Raw genomic sequence first — 18,750 nt, forward strand, 5'->3', positions numbered from 1 at the left:
TCCCTCTTAATATTTAGTATACCATACAATTCAATGTCAAGGTTTTTTTCTTGAACAACTTACCAATAACTGTTGCATTAAGCTAAACGGTGTGATAAATTATAGTAGTATTTCTTAATGAAAATAATCATTGAAATGTTATTCCGGTTTTTGTAAGGAGGGAAATAGATGGCTCGTGTTTGTGTAATCACAGGAAGAAAATCTCGTTCTGGTAACAGTCGCTCTCACGCTATGAATGCTTCAAAACGTACTTGGGGTGCTAACCTTCAAAAAGTTCGTATTTTAGTAAACGGTAAACCAAAGCGTGTTTACGTTTCAGCGAGAGCATTAAAATCAGGTAAAATTGAGCGCGTTTAATTTATTAACGTACTAAAAAGCATAGCGAACCGCTATGCTTTTTTACTTTTTTTATGATTCCTATTGCAACTAACCAAAAACCCCTACTTCAACTATCCTTCTTTTTTAAATGTACTCAGCATGGCGCGAACAAGTCCGCCAAGAAATTTAGGTAATTTAATCGTATAAAATCTCATGCTTTCCCTCCTACAAGCTTTCTAGCATTTTTAAGGAAAAGATTAACCCTAATACATTCTACTTGCTATTAGCAAAAACTATGACATGAAAATTTTTAATCTTTGCTCCTCACTACTAAAGCTATGCCTTTTGTAAAGGAAATAGACCCTACACCCTCCACTATCTCATTGCTCACACATAACGATGAACCAATTTCCAATAAATGATTTGTAAGGGGGTATTTAAAGCCTTTTAGCGTTAAATTTTCTACTGAAGTACCTAATGAAAAAAATGATACATATTTAAACTGTTTCTGTTTATTAATCAGATGCGTGCCTTCATTTATCACATAAATCTCGTTATATTCATCAACAATCATAATGGGTACTTCCGAATTCATAAACTTTATTAATAAAGTTATACTTCCAAATTCGTGATCTAAACGTTTACCGGTTACACAATGAATGATTATTTTTTCAGGATTTTGCTTAATCGCCCATTGAATGGCAAGTTCTAGATCTGTTTCATCTTTTTCAGGAGGGTAAATAAATACATTTGGTACAAGCCTTTTTATCTTTTCTAAATTTTCATCAACCAAAGAATCGAAATCACCAAATATTGCTTCTGGAATCAATCCTTCTTCAATTATATAATGGGCTCCATTATCCACTCCAATTACGATTGAATTCTCGTCATTTTGCGGTAGGTTTGTAATTGTATTCGTTTTTGGTCCTGCACCTACTATATGTATTATCAACTTAATTTCCACCTTTAAAAAAAATGCAATCGAATCGATTGCATTTTTTGTTTCATATTTAGATTATTTAATATTAACCTCTAATTTTTTCTATTGCTTCTTTTCTGTTTTCTTTATTATATACGGCTGAGCCAGCAACTAAAACTGTAGCACCTGCTTCTTTGCACAGAATAGCTGTATGTTCATCTACACCACCGTCTATTTCAATATCAACAGATAAATTACGCTCTTTAATCAAATTAGCAACTTGCTTGATTTTAGGAACAACTGAGTGAATAAATTTCTGTCCACCAAAACCAGGATTAACCGTCATTAAAAGGACCATATCGATATCATCAATAATATGTTCAATTGTTGAAACAGGCGTAGCTGGATTAAGAACAACTCCTGCTTTTATACCGAATGATTTAATATTTTGAATCGTACGGTGTAAATGAGTACATGCCTCAACATGAACAGTAATAATATCCGCTCCTGCTTTTACAAATTGCTCTATGTATTGATCAGGTTTTTCGATCATTAAGTGTACATCAAGTGGAAGCTTCGTTATTGGTCTAATTGCTTCTACAATTAGTGGTCCAATCGTAATATTAGGTACAAAATGACCATCCATCACGTCGACGTGAATTAAATCTGCTCCTCCACGTTCTACATCTAAGATTTCGTCTCCTAATTTAGCAAAATTTGCTGATAGAATTGACGGTGCAATTTTAACCATGACTAATACCTCGGCTTTCTGTCTCTTATTTCTTCCATGAATGACACGTAATGGTCATATCGCTTAGAAGAAATTTCCCCACTTTCAACTGCAGCTTTTACAGCACATTTAGGTTCTTTTAAGTGGGTACAACCTCTAAATTTACATTCTTGACTTTTTTCTCGCATTTCAACAAAGCAATAAGATAAATCTTCAGCTTCAATTCCTAGAAAGTCTAATGAACTAAAACCAGGTGTATCGGCAACTAATCCTTCACCGATTTTAATTAATTCAACATGTCTAGTAGTATGTTTACCACGTCCTAAATGCGTCGAGATTATGCCTGTTTTTAGATCTAATTCTGGATTAATCGCATTTAGTAAAGTTGACTTACCAACGCCTGATTGACCTGCAAAGACCGAAATTTTATTTGACATATGAGGTAGTACTTTTTCTAAACCTTCCTCAGTTTTTGAAGAAGTTAAACATACTTCATATCCAATTTGGCGATAATAAGAAACATATTCATAGACTAATTTTAATTGCGTTTCTGAACATAAATCGATTTTCGTTATAACAATTAACGGTTTGATTTCATTAAATTCAATTAAAACGAGAAATCGATCTAATAATATTGGAGAAAAATCGGGCTCTACCGCTGAAAAGACTAAAATGGCTTGATCGACATTTGCAATCGGAGGTCGAACAAGTTCATTTTTTCTCTCTTTTATTTCTAATAGATAGCCTTCTCCACTCTTTTCTAAATGGTATTCTACTTCATCTCCAACTAATGGTGTGATTTTCTTATTGCGAAAATTCCCTCTACCACGACATTGAATGATCGTTTCATTTGTTTCGACATAATAGAACCCACTCAATGCTTTTACGATTTTGCCTTCTGGCATATACTCACTCCTACAGCTATTTAATTCGATGGATAAGATACATCTCTTTCTGCAATAACTTGACCATCTTTAACAATTTTATAGGAAGCTTTTTGTCCAGGATCAATTGTCACTTCTACAGGAATTGTAGTTGTTTCTGTGATCGATTTTGAAATTGCAGGTTTATCACCATTATTATTTTTATCTGTAATAAATACCTCAATTAACTGAGGGGTACTAGGATTAGTCGGTGTATATGGTACTTGTACATTAATGGTTACTTTTTTCGTCTTTTCTTTAGGTTTCCCAGAAGAAATAACTACTCTAAGTTTTCCGCCTTCCTTTATAGCAGCTGTAGCAGCTGGGCTTTGGGAAATAACATGGTCTTCAGCAATTGTTTCTGATTCTGCTTTCGTAACACTAAGAACTAAGTTATTGTCACCTGCATAGTCTTCAACATCATTTCTAGACCATCCAGTAAGGTCACGAATGATTACTGTAGCTGTACCTTTACTAATCCATACGTTTAAATCTGTTTCTGAAGGGACAACTTCGGCTCCCATATTTGGAGATTGATCAATTACTTCACCTTCAGTTTCATCACTTTCGATAAAATGCGTCGTAACCGAACGATAATCATCTTGTAATCGAGACTTTATTGTGCTGTATTGAAAACCTTTTAGATCTTCCATCTCACTACTTTTTTTTCCCTTAGATTTATAAATTGTAACTGATGAATTTTCTTTAACAGTTTCCCCAATATTAGGCGATGTTTGTACTACTTTTCCTTCATCAATTTCATTATCATAAATTTCTTTCGGATCGCTTATTTTCAATCCTTTTGAGGCAAGTAAAGTAACAGCACTTTCATATGTCATATTCTTCACATCAGGAATTTCTACATCTTCTGGTAAGAACAAAGCAGGTATTAACGTAATAGCTAATAAACCACTAATTAAAAGTGCTATAAAAGTCCCAATAATAAATTTTGCGAAAGAATTTTTCTTCTTTCGTTTTAAATTTTTATCTGGAGCTTTTTTTACATTGTCTTTCGGTTGATTTGATTGATTTGATTGATTTGATTTCATCTTTATTGGAACTACTACAGTATCATCATTTATCGATCCAGGAATATCTTTAAGGATTGGAATAATCTTCGTTTCGTCATCATTTGTAGGGATAACAAAAGGTTTTTCATTCAATCGATCGGTGTCTAAAGCCGTTTGTAAATCGAGCTTCATTTCATCCGCTGAATCATATCGATAGAAAATATCTTTCGCAGTTGCTTTTAAAACTATATTTTCAACACTTTGCGGTATTTCTGGATTATATTTTGTCGGTGGTGGAACTTCACTTTGTAAATGTTTTAATGCAACCGCAACAGCACTTTCACCCGAAAATGGTAGTTTTCCAGTTAACAGTTCAAACATTACAATACCTAAAGAATAAATGTCTGACTTTTTATTAGCTACTCCACCTCTTGCTTGTTCAGGTGAAAGATAGTGAACAGACCCAAGAACTGAATTTGTTTGAGTAATTGTAGCAGCTGTCGAAGCTGTTGCAATTCCAAAATCAGTGACTTTTACGTTACCATCTTTATTTATTAAAATGTTTTGCGGTTTTACATCTCTATGAACAATTTGAAAATGATGAGCGTGTGCTAACGCTGAAGCTAATTGCTCCATTATTCGTATCACTTCTTTTGGTCTAATAGGAGTATGGTGCTGAATATACTCCTTTAAAGTCTCACCTTCAACATATTCCATTACGATATATTGTAAACCATCCTCTTCCCCAACGTCATACGAGCTTACGATATTAGGATGAGAAAGTGATGTTACAGAATATGCTTCACGTTGAAATCTTCTTAAGAATTCAGGATCGTTTGAGAAATCAGCTTTTAGCATTTTAACTGCTACATCGCGATCTAATATCATATCACGGGCTAAATAAACGTTTGCCATACCGCCAGTACCAATTAATTTTAAAATTTTATATCGGTCGTTTAGGCGTCTACCAATCATCACGTTCATCATCACCCCTTCTCATTATTTCTAGACTCGTACTTAATAATGGCAAGTGTGATGTTATCTTCTCCACCGAGATCATTTGCTTGTGAAATCAACTGGTTTCCGATTATTTCAATTGGAAGATTTTCATTTAATTTTTCATTTAATTGTTCATTAGTAATTTTATTAGATAAACCATCTGAACATAAAAGGATTAAATCATCTTCTTCCCAAGTTAAAGTTTTAATATCAACATCAACTGTTTCCTCTGTACCAAGTGCTCGTGTAATTACATTTTTACGAGGATGTATTTCTGCATCCTCTCTAGAAATTTGTCCAAATTTAACGAGTTCGGCAACAAATGTATGATCTTCTGTTATTTGTTTAAAACCTTCGTCGTTCAATAAATAACTTCTACTATCCCCTACATGTGCTAGCGTGAAAAACAGAGGAGTACAAATGATTGCCTCAAGAGTTGTACCCATCCCATTGCACTCTTCATTTTGTTCTGAATGAACTAATAAGTTTGTATTTAATTGTCCTACAATGTTTTTTAGCCATGCTTCGGCTTCGATTGGTGTATCAAATTTACTAGTATTTTTCCATTCTGCTTCGAGGAAATTGATCGCCATCATACTGGCAACTTCGCCTGCTAAATGACCACCCATTCCATCAGCAACTACAGCTAATACGATTCCTGCATCGTTCGAAAATATGCCTACGCTATCTTCATTATGCCCACGAACTTTCCCCGTATCAGTTTGAAAAAAAGTTTGCATTGTTTCACCTCGTCTCCTCTTTACGCTCCTTTGCACGCAACTGTCCACAAGCTGCATCTATATCATGACCTTGTTCACGACGAATTGTAACATTGATATTATTATTTTTTAATACTTTTTCGAATGCAAAGATTTGTTCCTTAGGTGTTCTTACGTAATTTCTTTCTGGTACATAGTTTACTGGAATTAAATTCACATGACATTTAACTCCTTTTAGTAGTTTTGAAAGTTCTTCTGCATGCTCAACTTGATCATTCTCTCCACCGAATAGACCATATTCGAACGTAACACGTCTACCAGTCTTTTCAACATAGTAACGAACAGCGTCCATTAAATCCGGTAATTTATATGCTCTATTAATCGGCATTAATTTAGAACGTAACTCACTATTAGGAGCGTGTAATGAGATTGCAAAATTAATTTGAAGTCCTTCATCAGCAAAGTTATAGATTTTTGGAATGATTCCACTTGTTGAAACAGTAATATGTCTTGCACCAATGTTTAAACCTTTTTCACTATTTACAATTCTTAAGAAATCCATTAAACCATCGTAGTTATCAAACGGTTCACCAATACCCATAACAACAATTGAGCTTACTCTTTCTTCGACTTCATCGATTGCACGTTGTACTTCTAAAACTTGTGCAACAATTTCGCCAGCTTCTAGATTTCGTTTTAAACCGCCAAGAGTTGATGCACAAAATGTACATCCAATTCGACAACCTACTTGTGTCGTTACACATACAGAATTGCCATAATTATGTCTCATTAAAACAGTTTCAATCGAATATCCATCATGTAATTCAAATAAAAATTTCATTGTACCGTCTGAAGAGGTTTGTTTTACTAACGTTTTTAATGTAGTAATCGTAAAATTTTCTTCAAGTAAAACACGTAATTCTTTTGGAATATTTTGCATTTCTTCAAAGCTTTCAACTCGTTGCACATATAGCCAATTATAAATTTGTTTCGCGCGGAAAACCTGCTGCTTTTGAGCCTTTATCCAATCCTCTAAATCACTCACCTTTAACGAGTAAATTGAGGGTTTATGTTCCTTTTTTATTTTGACTGAATTTGTAGTATTTTCTAAATTCAACGTTACACCTTCTTCCTTAATCTTGCAATAAAAAATCCATCCGTTCCAAAATAATGTGGTAAAAGTTGTACATACCCATTTTGAACCGATTTATTTTCATTTAATTTCTCTGGTAAATGATCAACCAACGAATGATCTAACTCATATTCTTGATGTTCATCTAAAAAAGCATTTATTACATCTATATTTTCTTCATGCCCCACTGTACAAGTACTATATACTAATGATCCACCAGGTTTAACTAGTTTTGAAGCTTCATCCAAAATAGACTTTTGAACTTTTTGTAAATTTGTCACATCTGTGGCATTCTTTTTCAATAAAATATCTGGTTTACGACGAATAACCCCTAAACCTGAACAAGGAGCATCAACTAATACTTTGTCGAATAGTCTTCCTTCAAACTCAAGCGGCGCATTTCTAGCATCAAGAGCTTTTGTTTCGATATTATTTAAGCCTAAACGATTCGCTTGTTCTTTAATAAGCTTCACTTTATGCTTGTGTAAATCTAATGAAGTCACAGATCCAGAACCGTCTAACAGTTCAGCAATATGAGTCGACTTACCTCCAGGTGCTGCACAAGTATCTAATACATCGTCACCTTTTGTTACACCTAGTGCTTGGGCGACTAACATCGAACTCTCATCTTGGATTGACAGATAGCCTTCTTTAAATGCATTCGTATAAGCAACATTGCCTTTTTGTATTTCAATTGCAAATGGAGACAGTTTTCCTACGTTGGCCTGTACTCCCTCATCTTCTAACATTTTAAGAACTTCTTCTCTTGACGCCTTCATCGTATTAACTCTTGCAGTTTGAAATGGTGGTAGTATATTCTCTTCACAGATTTTTCTAGTTTCTTCTAGACCGAATTCATCTGCCCACTGTTCAATTAACCACTCCGGGTGATTCGTTTCAATTGAAAGCTTCTCAATTGGATCTTTTATTTCATCTATAGATTTCAAGCCATTTCTTTGAATATTTCTTAAAACGCCATTAACTAAAGAAGCGATTCCTTTATGGCCACGTTTTTTAGCAATTTCAACCGCTTCATTTAAAACTGCATGAGGAGGTATTCGATCTAAAAAATGCATTTGATATAAAGAAAGCTTGATTAATAAATAAACCCATTCTTCTAATTTCTTCTGATTTTTAATAAATGGTTCTAAATAAAAATCTAATAATTTATCTCTTTGGATTGTTCCATAGATAATTTCCGTTAATAGTCCCGAATCAGCAGAAGATAAATCATTCTTTTGAATATAGTTATTTACTAACAAATTACTATACGATTGATTTTTATAAACTGAAAGAAGTGCCTCTAAGGCAATCTCTCTTACATTTTTACTCATGTTATTCTCCTAACTTCATTCCACGTTCAATAAAAGAACCTGCACCGTTAATATATTGTTTTGCTTCCATTCGCTTTTTACCAGCAGGCTGTAAATCTGTAATCTTTATGGCAGTAGTATTTCCAGTTGATACTAAAATGCCATCATTTAGAACTTCAATTATTTCACCTGGAGTAACAGTTTTATTTGTAGTAGCTTTCTCTCCCCACCAAACTTTTAAAACTTCTCCGTTTAATGTAGTATAAGCTACTGGCCAAGGGTGTAAACCTCTTATATGATTATAAATCTCCTCGCCAGTTTTCGACCAATTAATTAGCTCTTCTTCACGCTTAATATTTCTTGCGAAGCTCACATTACTATCATCTTGTTTTTTAGCAGTAATTTCACCTTTTAATAAAGGTGGAATAGTTTCAGAAAGCAAGTTAGCACCTGCAATACTTAATTTATCGTGTAGCGTCCCAACATGATCACTTTCTTCAATAGGAACAACGACTCTAGATAACATATCACCAGCATCTAATTTTTCTACCATATACATGATTGTTACACCAGTTTCACTTTTACCTTGAATGATTGAATAGTGAATTGGTGCACCACCTCTTAGCTCTGGAAGTAAAGAAGCATGTACATTTATACAACCAAATTGAGGCGCCTCTAAAATATCATTTGGGAGAATTTGCCCAAAAGCTGCTGTTACGATTAAATCTGGATTTAATGCCAATACTTTTTCTGTTTCTTCTGGTAGACGTATTTTTTCAGGTTGTAATACTGGAATATTATGCTTTAGAGCCTCAACTTTAACAGGAGGTGGCGTTAATACTCTTTTTCGACCAACAGGACGATCCGGCTGCGTCACTACCCCTATAACATCATATCCATCTTCAATTAATCTTCTTAAAACGGGAACTGAAAAATCTGGAGTTCCCATAAAAACGATCTTTGTCATTCTTTTGCCTACCCTTCTAATTCACTTTCCTCATAGTATTTTGATACTTTAGAAGTGAATAAAACTCCATTTAAATGATCAATTTCATGTAAAAGTGCACGAGCTAAAAACCCACGAGCCTCAATAATAAAATATTTCCCACGTTTATTTTGCGCTTTTATTTTTGCATAGCTAGGTCTTGTAACATCCCCATAAAGGTTTGGAAAACTTAAACAACCTTCTACATCGGTTTGCTCACCCTTGGTTTCCATGACGATTGGATTAATTAAATCAATTCTTCCATTCTCATCTTCAACGTCTACTACAGCTACTTGTTGCAGAATTCCAACTTGTGGTGCTGCTAATCCAACACCATCAGCTGCAAGCATCGTCTCATACATATTATTTAAAAGTTTTACTAAATTTTTATCAAATGTCGTCACTTTTTCACAAGGTGTTTCAAGCACTTCATTTGGGTGTTCAATAATTGTTAATAAAGCCAATTTCACAACTCCTATCATGATTGTTTGTAAATTTGTGTATGTTTAATTTCTTATTTTCATCTTTATTATTTGAAGAACTGACTAAAGATTTTCCCTATAGCCCTGGGCAAACTTACTCAACTTTTTGTATTGTCCAGTTCCGCCTCCTAGCCCGCCTGAGGTCATAAGTCAAAGTCCAACAAAGGTTAAAACCCAACCTTTATCTTATGCTTTAAGAAGTTTCGATGTAAATATGTTTATTGTGGTGTCTAGTTCCGCAAGTTAGCTCTTCGGTAATATTCCATCCATCTTCGAAGTGGAAAAACCGCCACTTCTTCAGCTGTATGGAGATATTCCTTTCAGAGCTGGGCAAACTTGCTCCACTTTTCGTTACATAAACATAGTAGGTTGAAAGTCGATTGTCAGTTGTAGTTTTGATTTGTCTGTTTCATCTTGGTAATATTGTTGAATTCGGTTTAGTACGTCGTATAGTGCAGGCTCAGATTTGTATTTTATCATACATTGATAACGAAAATGGTCTTTTATTTTTGCGATTGGCGACGCGACTGGTCCAAGTATAATAGAACTTTCCGATAAATGTTCTCTTAAATAGCTTGCGATTTGTTCACTAACTTTTACTGTTTTTATTAAATCATTATGTGCTATTGAGATTAAAACTAAATAATAAAACGGTGGATATCTAAACGAGCGTCTAATTTTCATTTCTTCTTCATAAAACGCAACATAGTTTTGAGTTTGCGCTAATTCAATACTATAATGCTCTGGAGAATATGTTTGTATGACTACTTCACCAGGTTTTTCATGTCGACCAGCTCTTCCACTTACTTGTGTTAATAAGCTAAAAGTACGTTCACTTGCTCTGAAATCTGGTAAATGAAGTGAACTATCTGCTGCTAAAACACCTACCAATGTTACATTAGGAAAATCAAGTCCTTTGGCAATCATTTGGGTTCCTAATAATATGTCTGCCTCACCATTTCCGAATTGCTTAAGCATTTTTTCGTGTGCACCTTTACGGCTAGTTGTATCATTATCCATCCTGATTACTCTTGCTTCTGGATAAGCTTTTGTAATGGCTTCTTCTACTTTTTGTGTTCCTGTTCCAAAAAAACGTATATGCTCACTTTGGCAAGAAGGGCATTGCTTTGGCATATAAGTTTCATATCCGCAATAATGACATTTCAAATGATGATTATGTTTATGATAAGTTAAGGAAACCTCGCAATGGGGGCATTGAATTGTGTAACCACAATCTCTACACATTACAAATGAAGAATAGCCTCGACGGTTTAAAAATAAGATGATTTGTTCCTTTTTTTCTAATCGATCAATTATTTTTTCATGTAAAGCGGTAGAAAACATCGTACGATTACCAATTCTTAGTTGTTCTCTCATATCGACGATTTCGACTTCAGGTAAAGGACCATGATTGACCCTTTTTGACATTATATTTAGTTCGTAAACTCCCTTGCTTGCTCTAGCAAATGATTCAAGCGTAGGGGTTGCACTTCCTAATACTACTGGACAATGGTGGTATTCACCTCTCCAAATAGCAATATCTCTAGCGTGATATCTTGGATGTTCATCCTGTTTATATGTCGTTTCATGTTCTTCATCAATGATGATTATTCCAATATTTTCAAATGGAGCAAAAATAGCTGAACGGGCACCAACTACTACTTTCACTTCTTTTCTTTGAATTTTTCTCCATTCATCATATTTCTCACCAATTGATAGTCCGCTGTGTAATACTGCCACATCATTACCAAATCGGCTTTTAAAGCGACCTACAATTTGTGGGGTAAGTGAAATTTCTGGTACTAATACAATTGCTTCCTTCCCCTGCAATAGTACTTCTTGGATCGATTGCAAATAAACTTCTGTTTTTCCACTACCCGTTACACCATTTAAAAGATGGATCTTATTTTCTTTATTATTAAAGGAAGAAACAATTTGCTCAAATGCCACTTGTTGTTCTGCAAGCAGTGGTAACGGCTGAGACTTCACAATTTCTCTTCCTACATAAGGATCTCGATAAACTTCAACCGTTTTAATTGAAATAACATTGTTTTTCTCCAAAGTCTTAATCGGAGAGTCAGTGATGACAAGACATTCTTTTAACTCTTTCACACTTGCTTCGCCATTCATACGTAAATATTCAATAATGTCCATTTGCTGTGGAGAAATTTTGTTTGGAAGTTCCTCATCTAACACTTTTAAAAGTGAAGCAACACGTTCGGTTTTTTTATTTGCTTTATTTTTTACTTCATATTCAATTTCAAGCAAACCATCTTTAACAGCACGTTGAACTAAAGAAATATTACTTACAAGACTTTCTACTTCAGGCCATTCTCTTCTTTTTACTAGGGAGAATAGATTTGCTAATTCAGGAACTAGCTGCTCATAAGCTTCTTCTGTACTTACCTGAACATGTTTTTTATATACAGCTTTTATTGCTGTAGGTAGCATTGCTTGATAAGCAGAAATTAAAAAGCAAAGTGTTTTTTCAGAAATATACGAACCTAAAAGAAGAAGCTCTTCAGTTAAAACTGGCACTACATCAAGAACTTCTTCAATTTCTTTCACCTTTTCTAAACTAGTTGTTTCCTTTATGGACAAAACAAAGCCTTGAACCTTTCTTGGACCAAATGGAACAATTACTCTCATTCCCGGCTGAATTGCATCCGCCCAACTAGTTGGAACTTTATAATCAAAAGGACGGTCAGTTTGTCTGACTGATACATCAACTAAAACTGATGCGTATGTCATCTCTCTACCTCATTTAGTAAGTGATGCACTTCAAGTAATATTTCTTTAGCTACTTCTTTTTTACTCATTTTAGGTAACGGTTTACTTTCACCATTTCGCTTAAAAATTGTTACAATATTCGTATCAGACCCAAAACCCGCCCCAGCTTTTGTTACATCATTTGCAACAATCATATCAGCATTTTTCTTTATCAGTTTACTTTTTGCATACTCATCTATTTGGCTTGTTTCTGCAGCAAACCCTACTAAAATTTGATGTGTTTTATTTTGGCCTAAAGTTAAAAGTATATCTTTCGTCCGTTTAAACGAAATTGAAAGATCACCTTCAACCTTTTTTACTTTTTGGTCATACGAAATTAAAGGTGTATAATCAGCTACTGCTGCTGTTTTTATGACAACATCAGCCTCATCATACTGTGACCAGATCGCTTCAAACATTTGTTCAGCAGACTCAATTTGGATAAATGTACACCCTTCAGGTGGAGTTAAGTTAGATGGACCTGATACTAAAATTACTTCTGCACCTAATGAGACTGCAACTTCTGCAATACTATAACCCATTTTACCTGTTGAGTGATTTGAAACAAATCGAACTGGATCAATTTTTTCTACTGTCGGTCCAGCGGAGATGATTATTTTTTTTCCTTTTAATAACCCAACATCTCTTTGGAAATATTCATTTACAAATTGAACAATTTCCTCAGGCTCTGCTAATCTACCTTTCCCCACATAACCACATGCTAAATATCCTTCATTAGGTTCGATAAATCGATGTCCGATTTCTTTCAAAGTGTTCATATTTTTTTGAACAATTGGATGATTATACATATTAACATTCATAGCTGGCGCGACCCAAACTGGCTTTGTTGCAGCAAGTAAAGTTACTTGAATCATTTCATCACCAAGACCGTTTGCAAGTTTTCCAATTGTATTAGCAGTTGCAGGAGCAACAATAATTAAATCTGGCCAGTCCCCTAAATCAATATGTGCAATTTTAGAACTATCCTTTTCATCAAACGTATCTATATATACATCATTTCTTGATAAAGCTTGAAACGTTAAAGGTGTCACAAATTCAGTTGCAGATGGGCTCATCATTACTTTAACGTCATATCCTGCTTGTACTAGTTTACTTGTAAGTGCCGCTGCCTTATAGACCGCAATCCCACCTGTAACACATAGGAGAATCTTTTTCTGTACCACTCACCTTCACCCTTTCAAATCTTATACTTTCTATGTAATGTCAAAAAATAGTTCTTTTTGATGTTCTATGTCTAAGATACCACAAATATGTTTTAAATAAATCTTAAAGGCTTATATAAAGAAAACCCGCCAACTGGCGAGCCTTATCGTCGAAATCAAAGGCAAGTTGCCTTTATCTTAATTCCTAGAATGAGGAACCTTCGTCGAGAATGATCCTTGCTGCCACTTTATACTTTAAAACGTAAAAATAAGACTGTCCCCATCTGACTAGTCACCACGAAACTTTTTAAGGAAGTGTTAAAACACCACGTTGTCCTTTCAGTCATATGGATATTAGCAAATGTTTTGGGACAGCCTCATCACACAGTTAAATATTAGTCTTCTTTATATTCTTCAAGTTTTCTATAAGATAATAGTCCAGCATTAATTTCTTCTAATGCTTTTCCTACAAATTTGTCAGATACAGGTTTTTCAACACGAGTATCTTTAGTTACTTGCATTTCACGAGCACGCTTTGATGCAACTGTTACTAGTGTGTATTTTGAGTCTAATTTTGTTAATAAACGGTCAATCGAAGGATATAACATAGTTTATTCGGCCTCCATCATTCTTTTATAATAATTTGCAACTCGTTCACGTTTTAAATGTTCACTTAAAATAATTGCTTTAATACGCTCACAAGCTAATTCAACTTGGTCATTTTCAACTACATAATCGTATGCATCCATCATTTCAATTTCTTCTTTTGCTGCATTCATACGATTCATGATGATTTCTTCAGTTTCAGTACCTCTTGTTACAATTCTATTTTGTAATTCGCTCATACTTGGAGGGGCTAAGAAAATAAAGATTCCTTCTGGAAATGCTTTTTTAACTTGCAGTGCACCTTGAACTTCAATTTCTAGGAAAATGTCTTTTCCTTCTGTTAATGTTTTTTCAACATAATCAATTGGAGTTCCGTAATAATTACCTACAAATTCTGCCCACTCAAGGAATTTATTATCATTAATTTTTTGTTTAAAATCTTCTTTTGTTGTAAAGAAATAATCTACTCCATTTACTTCGCCTTCACGAGGATTTCTCGTAGTCATTGAAATACTATATTGTAGATCTAAATCCTTATTTTCAAAAATAGCTTTACGCACCGTACCTTTTCCTACTCCAGATGGACCAGAAAGTACGATTAATAAACCTCTTTCATGCCTCATTTATGACCCTACCCTTCTAATTCTTAAACAGTTTAAATAATTAAAGGTCAATCTATTTCTTTATCTTGTGTTAGAGTCAATTAATAAAATTAATTAGTCTTCTAATTCACATTGTTACCGGACCTTTGCAACTATAAACAAATCTTTTACATTATTCAATATTTTGAACTTGCTCTCTAATTTTTTCAAGATTATTTTTCATTTCAACTACTTGTTTTGAAATATCCAATGAATTTGCTTTTGAACCTATCGTATTAACTTCTCGATTCATTTCTTGTACGATGAAATCTAGTTTACGACCAATTGATTCTTTTAATTGCAAAGTTTCTTTAAATAAGTCTAAATGACTAGTTAGTCGAACTAATTCTTCAGAAATATCGCAGCGATCTGCAAATAGCATGATTTCTGTTAATAATCTTTGCTCATCTACAGTAGTTAATTCAACTTCTGCCAATTTAGATTGAAGTTTTTCTCGATATGATTTCACTACTTGAGGAGAATACTCAGCAATCTGTTTTTTACATTCTTCAATCGCTGATAATCTTTCTATTAAATCTTTTTCTAGTTGGCTACCTTCTTTACACTTAACATCAAAAAATTGTTTACATGCGTTTTCGGTAGTCGTTAATAATAATTCTTCAAAATTATCATTTATTTGTTCTACTTCACTAACTGTAGTTACTTCAGGTAACTTTAATAAATCAATTGGATTATAAGTAGATTCATTTTGTTTTTCACCTGAAAGATTTTCAATCGCATTTTTATATTGTTGAATTAAGCCTTCATCTATTTGTAATGTACGTTGTAACAAACCTTCAATTGTAACAAAAACCTCAACTCGACCTCGACTAGTATATTCAGCTACAATTTTCTTAATTGCATCTTCATATGCTAATAATTGTCTAGGCATTCGAACGATTGTCTCTAAATATCGATGATTTACTGCCTTCATTTCAATATGTATTTTGTACTGTTCATTTGACAAAATGGCTTTACCATACCCTGTCATACTTACAACCATTGTTCCACTTCCAATACACTAATTTTCTCTCTAATTTAATTACCAAATTTTATTCAATATGTAAAAGAGAAAAGGTAATAGAGCGTACCTCTACTACCTTTAGGAATTATAACATATTTTAAATTGGTTATCCATTTTGTTCTTAAATTATTTTTTCTTTGTAAATAAAGCTCCAGCAAGCATAAAAGTTGGGATCGATGAAAGTCCGCCTATTAGGAACCAATCTCTACCCACAATTGGAATCGTTTTGAAAATAGGTTGTAATGGAGGATAATAGATTACGACTAACATTAATAACATCGAAATAATAACAGCACCAATTAAATATAAATTTCCAAATACGTTTCGATGGAAAATAGAACGCTCACTTCTACAATCAAATACATGAATTAATTGTGCTAAAACTAAAGTTGAAAATGCTACTGTTTGAGCGTATTCTAATTGATTCGGATGCTGATTATAGGAGATAATGAATGCCAATAGCGTGACAAATCCAATTAAAAATCCTCTCGAAATGATTTTCCAACCTAACCCTCTTGCAAAAATCCCTTCTGATAATGAGCGAGGACTTCTTTTCATCACATCGTCTTCAGCAGAATCTACACCTAATGCCATTGCCGGTAAACCATCCGTTACTAAATTTACCCATAAAATTTGTACTGGTACTAGTGGTAATGGTAAAGCTAATAACATCGCAAACAACATTACTAAAATTTCACCGACATTCGAAGCTAATAAGTACCGTATGAATTTTCGAATATTACTATAAATATTACGTCCTTCTGTAATAGCCGATTTTATTGTCGCAAAATTATCATCGAGTAAAACTAATGACGAAGCTTCTTTGGCTACATCTGTTCCTGTAATCCCCATAGATATTCCAATATCTGCTGCCTTGATTGCTGGTGCATCATTTACACCATCGCCAGTCATTGCTACGATATGTCCATTTGCTTGAAGCGCTTTAACAATTTTTAATTTATGCTCAGGAGAAACTCGGGCAAACACCGAAGCATCTTCAACGAATTCCTGAATTTGCTCGATTGATAATGCATCTAATTCTTTTCCTTCTACTACTCTACCATTATCTCTTAATATCCCTAGTTTTCTAGCGATACTTGAAGCAGTTAATTTATGATCACCAGTAATCATAATCGTTTTAATTCCTGCTTCTTTACATTCTTGTACAGCTTGTGCAACTTCTGCTCTTGGAGGGTCAATCATCCCTTGCAAACCAATAAAAGTTAAATTATTTTCGAGCTCCCTTTCATCAATAATTGTTGCTTTTAATGGTTTAAAAGCAATCGCAATCGTACGGAGAGCATTATTTGCATAGGCTTCAATTGTACTTTCTACAGCGTTTTGTCTAAACGTATTTAATTGCTCTTCCCTTTCATGCCATAAAATTGTATTACATTTAGAAAGTAATACGTCAGGAGCACCCTTCGTAATAACAAACTGCTCGCCAGTACGATTTTTCACAACTACCGTCATCATTTTCCGTGTACTATCAAATGGGACCTCATGTACTCTAGTGAAATTCGAGTTTATATATTCTCGGTCAATCCCCGCTTTATAACCTGCAACAACAAGCGCACCTTCAGTTGGGTCCCCATCTAATACGATTTCTTTTTTCTTTTGAATTAACTCAGCGTCACTACAAATTGATCCGAATACAAGTGTTTGAAATAATTGTTTATTTAATGTCGGATTGATTGTTCGTTCTTTACTAGTAAATTCTCCATTAATTGCATATCCATTTCCAGTTACTTCATAACTCGATCCACCCGACCAAATATTTGTAACAGTCATTTTATTTTCTGTCATAGTTCCCGTTTTATCTGAACAAATGACAGAAGCACAACCTAATGTTTCAACCGCTTGAAGCTTTCGAACAATCGCTTTCTTTTTAATCATCCGTTGCACACCGAGTGATAACGCAACTGTTACAATCGCCGGTAAGCCTTCTGGAATTGCAGCAACCGCTAAAGACACACCCGCTAAAAACATATGATATAATTCATTACCTTGATAAACTCCTATAAATACGACTAAAGCTGTTAAGAACAATGCAAGTACGATTAATATTTTTCCTAATTGTTCTAGTCGTCTTTGTAACGGTGTCACAATCGTTTCTGTATTTTGAAGTAAATTCGCAATTTGACCCATTGCTGTTTTCATTCCAGTTGAAACAACAACACCTTTACCATTTCCACGCGTAACAAGCGTTCCCATAAAGCCCATATTATCTTGATCACCAATACCAATATCATCTAACTGAATTGATTCAAATCTTTTCTGAACTGGAACCGACTCACCTGTAAGCGCTGATTCTTCTATGTATAAACTTGATGCTTCGATTATGCGAATATCAGCACCAATCCGATCGCCACTTGAAAACTTAATAATATCCCCTACAACTAAATCTCTTGAAGGTAGCTTGACAAATTGCCCATTTCTCAAGACATTTACTTGTGGAGCGGCCAATTCCTTTAGCGCTTCTAATGATCTCTCTGCCTTAGCTTCCTGAAAATAACCTAAAATCCCATTAATTAACACAATCGCCAAAATTGCGACTGCATCTACAACTTCTTTCAAAAAGATTGATATAATCGTTGCGCCTAATAGTACAAATACCATAAAATCATTAAACTGATTTAAAAATAAAACGAGTTTGGAAGTTTTCTCCGATTCCTTTAATTCATTTGTACCAAAAGTTGCTCGCCTTTGCCTTACCTCCTCATCAGTTAAACCGGAGGAAACATTTGTATTTGTTACTTCTACGACTTCTTCCGCTCTCATCCGATAAAAATTCATACTATAGTTCACCCCTAATTAAACATTAGGTAAGTTGTCCCCCTTACCTCTCATAAAAGCATATTCAGACTCGTCCTAATAAATGATATAATGATGAAAATAAATCTATCTTTTAACCTTTTAAAACTGTGACAATACTAAATAAAATATTGTATGATTAATTTCTTGATAAATTTTATGATTACATAGTTTTGGGTTATGACTCTGTTAATGAATAAAGT

The 18,750-nt window shown here is 34.1% G+C and carries 17 protein-coding genes; 1 reads left to right on the forward strand and 16 read right to left on the reverse strand.

The window, feature by feature from the left end:
* The first annotated feature begins 168 nt into the window (after positions 1-168).
* Positions 169-357: a 50S ribosomal protein L28 gene (gene rpmB, locus CN692_RS02905; protein ID WP_025568947.1), complete on the forward strand. Its 189-nt coding sequence runs from the start codon at positions 169-171 to the stop codon at positions 355-357.
* A gap of 92 nt (positions 358-449) precedes the next feature.
* On the opposite strand, the gene spoVM is transcribed toward rpmB, so the two are convergent.
* The 16 genes from spoVM to CN692_RS02985 all read right to left on the reverse strand — a co-directional run bounded on the left by spoVM (position 450) and on the right by CN692_RS02985 (position 18,529).
* Positions 450-533: a stage V sporulation protein SpoVM gene (gene spoVM / locus CN692_RS02910; protein WP_098117521.1), complete on the reverse strand. Its 84-nt coding sequence runs from the start codon at positions 531-533 to the stop codon at positions 450-452.
* A gap of 95 nt (positions 534-628) precedes the next feature.
* A complete protein-coding gene (locus CN692_RS02915) occupies positions 629-1,270 on the reverse strand; it encodes a thiamine diphosphokinase (protein WP_179874356.1) in 642 nt (213 codons plus the stop codon).
* Positions 1,271-1,343: 73 nt separating this feature from the next.
* Positions 1,344-1,988, reverse strand: coding sequence for a ribulose-phosphate 3-epimerase (gene rpe, locus CN692_RS02920; RefSeq protein WP_098117525.1), 645 nt, complete (start codon positions 1,986-1,988; stop codon positions 1,344-1,346).
* Positions 1,989-1,990: 2 nt separating this feature from the next.
* On the reverse strand, positions 1,991-2,872 hold the full coding sequence (rsgA, locus tag CN692_RS02925) for a ribosome small subunit-dependent GTPase A (RefSeq protein ID WP_098117527.1): 882 nt from the start codon (positions 2,870-2,872) through the stop codon (positions 1,991-1,993).
* A 20-nt stretch (positions 2,873-2,892) separates the two neighbouring features.
* Positions 2,893-4,878 (reverse strand): Stk1 family PASTA domain-containing Ser/Thr kinase, encoded by a 1,986-nt coding sequence (pknB, locus tag CN692_RS02930; protein ID WP_098117770.1) that lies wholly within the window; start codon positions 4,876-4,878, stop codon positions 2,893-2,895.
* Positions 4,879-4,886: 8 nt separating this feature from the next.
* A complete protein-coding gene (locus CN692_RS02935) occupies positions 4,887-5,639 on the reverse strand; it encodes a Stp1/IreP family PP2C-type Ser/Thr phosphatase (RefSeq protein ID WP_098117530.1) in 753 nt (250 codons plus the stop codon).
* A gap of 4 nt (positions 5,640-5,643) precedes the next feature.
* Positions 5,644-6,735, reverse strand: a complete 1,092-nt coding sequence (gene rlmN / locus CN692_RS02940; protein WP_172445262.1) for a 23S rRNA (adenine(2503)-C(2))-methyltransferase RlmN — start codon at positions 6,733-6,735, stop codon at positions 5,644-5,646.
* A gap of 2 nt (positions 6,736-6,737) precedes the next feature.
* Entirely contained in the window at positions 6,738-8,084 is a 1,347-nt protein-coding gene (rsmB, locus tag CN692_RS02945) for a 16S rRNA (cytosine(967)-C(5))-methyltransferase RsmB (protein ID WP_098117533.1), read from the reverse strand.
* Position 8,085: 1 nt separating this feature from the next.
* On the reverse strand, positions 8,086-9,030 hold the full coding sequence (gene fmt, locus CN692_RS02950) for a methionyl-tRNA formyltransferase (RefSeq protein ID WP_098117535.1): 945 nt from the start codon (positions 9,028-9,030) through the stop codon (positions 8,086-8,088).
* Positions 9,031-9,038: 8 nt separating this feature from the next.
* Positions 9,039-9,512 carry a peptide deformylase gene (gene def, locus CN692_RS02955; RefSeq protein ID WP_098117537.1) on the reverse strand — a complete coding sequence of 158 codons (474 nt, stop codon included), beginning with the start codon at positions 9,510-9,512 and terminating at the stop codon, positions 9,039-9,041.
* A gap of 369 nt (positions 9,513-9,881) precedes the next feature.
* Entirely contained in the window at positions 9,882-12,281 is a 2,400-nt protein-coding gene (priA, locus tag CN692_RS02960; RefSeq protein ID WP_098117539.1) for a primosomal protein N', read from the reverse strand.
* A complete protein-coding gene (gene coaBC, locus CN692_RS02965; protein ID WP_098117541.1) occupies positions 12,278-13,483 on the reverse strand; it encodes a bifunctional phosphopantothenoylcysteine decarboxylase/phosphopantothenate--cysteine ligase CoaBC in 1,206 nt (401 codons plus the stop codon). The genes priA and coaBC overlap by 4 nt, the downstream gene beginning before the upstream one ends.
* Positions 13,484-13,857: 374 nt before the next feature.
* Positions 13,858-14,070, reverse strand: a complete 213-nt coding sequence (gene rpoZ, locus CN692_RS02970; RefSeq protein WP_098117543.1) for a DNA-directed RNA polymerase subunit omega — start codon at positions 14,068-14,070, stop codon at positions 13,858-13,860.
* A gap of 3 nt (positions 14,071-14,073) precedes the next feature.
* Positions 14,074-14,691: a guanylate kinase gene (gmk, locus tag CN692_RS02975; RefSeq protein WP_098117545.1), complete on the reverse strand. Its 618-nt coding sequence runs from the start codon at positions 14,689-14,691 to the stop codon at positions 14,074-14,076.
* A gap of 151 nt (positions 14,692-14,842) precedes the next feature.
* Entirely contained in the window at positions 14,843-15,712 is an 870-nt protein-coding gene (locus tag CN692_RS02980; RefSeq protein WP_098117547.1) for a YicC/YloC family endoribonuclease, read from the reverse strand.
* Between the two features lie 147 nt (positions 15,713-15,859).
* Positions 15,860-18,529, reverse strand: a complete 2,670-nt coding sequence (locus CN692_RS02985; protein ID WP_098117549.1) for a calcium-translocating P-type ATPase, SERCA-type — start codon at positions 18,527-18,529, stop codon at positions 15,860-15,862.
* Positions 18,530-18,750 lie beyond the last annotated feature (221 nt).

Source organism: Bacillus sp. AFS002410 (assembly GCF_002556365.1).
Lineage (GTDB): Bacteria > Bacillota > Bacilli > Bacillales > Bacillaceae_G > Gottfriedia.

Bases quoted from the DNA above. Each gene is read 5' to 3' on its own strand.
- rpmB (WP_025568947.1), top strand. From the start codon at position 169: ATGGCTCGTGTTTGTGTAATCACAGGAAGAAAATCTCGTTCTGGTAAC.
- spoVM (WP_098117521.1), bottom strand. From the start codon at position 533: ATGAGATTTTATACGATTAAATTACCTAAATTTCTTGGCGGACTTGTT.
- rpe (WP_098117525.1), bottom strand. From the start codon at position 1,988: ATGGTTAAAATTGCACCGTCAATTCTATCAGCAAATTTTGCTAAATTA.
- rsgA (WP_098117527.1), bottom strand. From the start codon at position 2,872: ATGCCAGAAGGCAAAATCGTAAAAGCATTGAGTGGGTTCTATTATGTC.
- CN692_RS02935 (WP_098117530.1), bottom strand. From the start codon at position 5,639: ATGCAAACTTTTTTTCAAACTGATACGGGGAAAGTTCGTGGGCATAAT.
- rsmB (WP_098117533.1), bottom strand. From the start codon at position 8,084: ATGAGTAAAAATGTAAGAGAGATTGCCTTAGAGGCACTTCTTTCAGTT.
- fmt (WP_098117535.1), bottom strand. From the start codon at position 9,030: ATGACAAAGATCGTTTTTATGGGAACTCCAGATTTTTCAGTTCCCGTT.
- priA (WP_098117539.1), bottom strand. From the start codon at position 12,281: ATGACATACGCATCAGTTTTAGTTGATGTATCAGTCAGACAAACTGAC.
- rpoZ (WP_098117543.1), bottom strand. From the start codon at position 14,070: ATGTTATATCCTTCGATTGACCGTTTATTAACAAAATTAGACTCAAAA.
- gmk (WP_098117545.1), bottom strand. From the start codon at position 14,691: ATGAGGCATGAAAGAGGTTTATTAATCGTACTTTCTGGTCCATCTGGA.
- CN692_RS02980 (WP_098117547.1), bottom strand. From the start codon at position 15,712: ATGGTTGTAAGTATGACAGGGTATGGTAAAGCCATTTTGTCAAATGAA.
- CN692_RS02985 (WP_098117549.1), bottom strand. From the start codon at position 18,529: ATGAATTTTTATCGGATGAGAGCGGAAGAAGTCGTAGAAGTAACAAAT.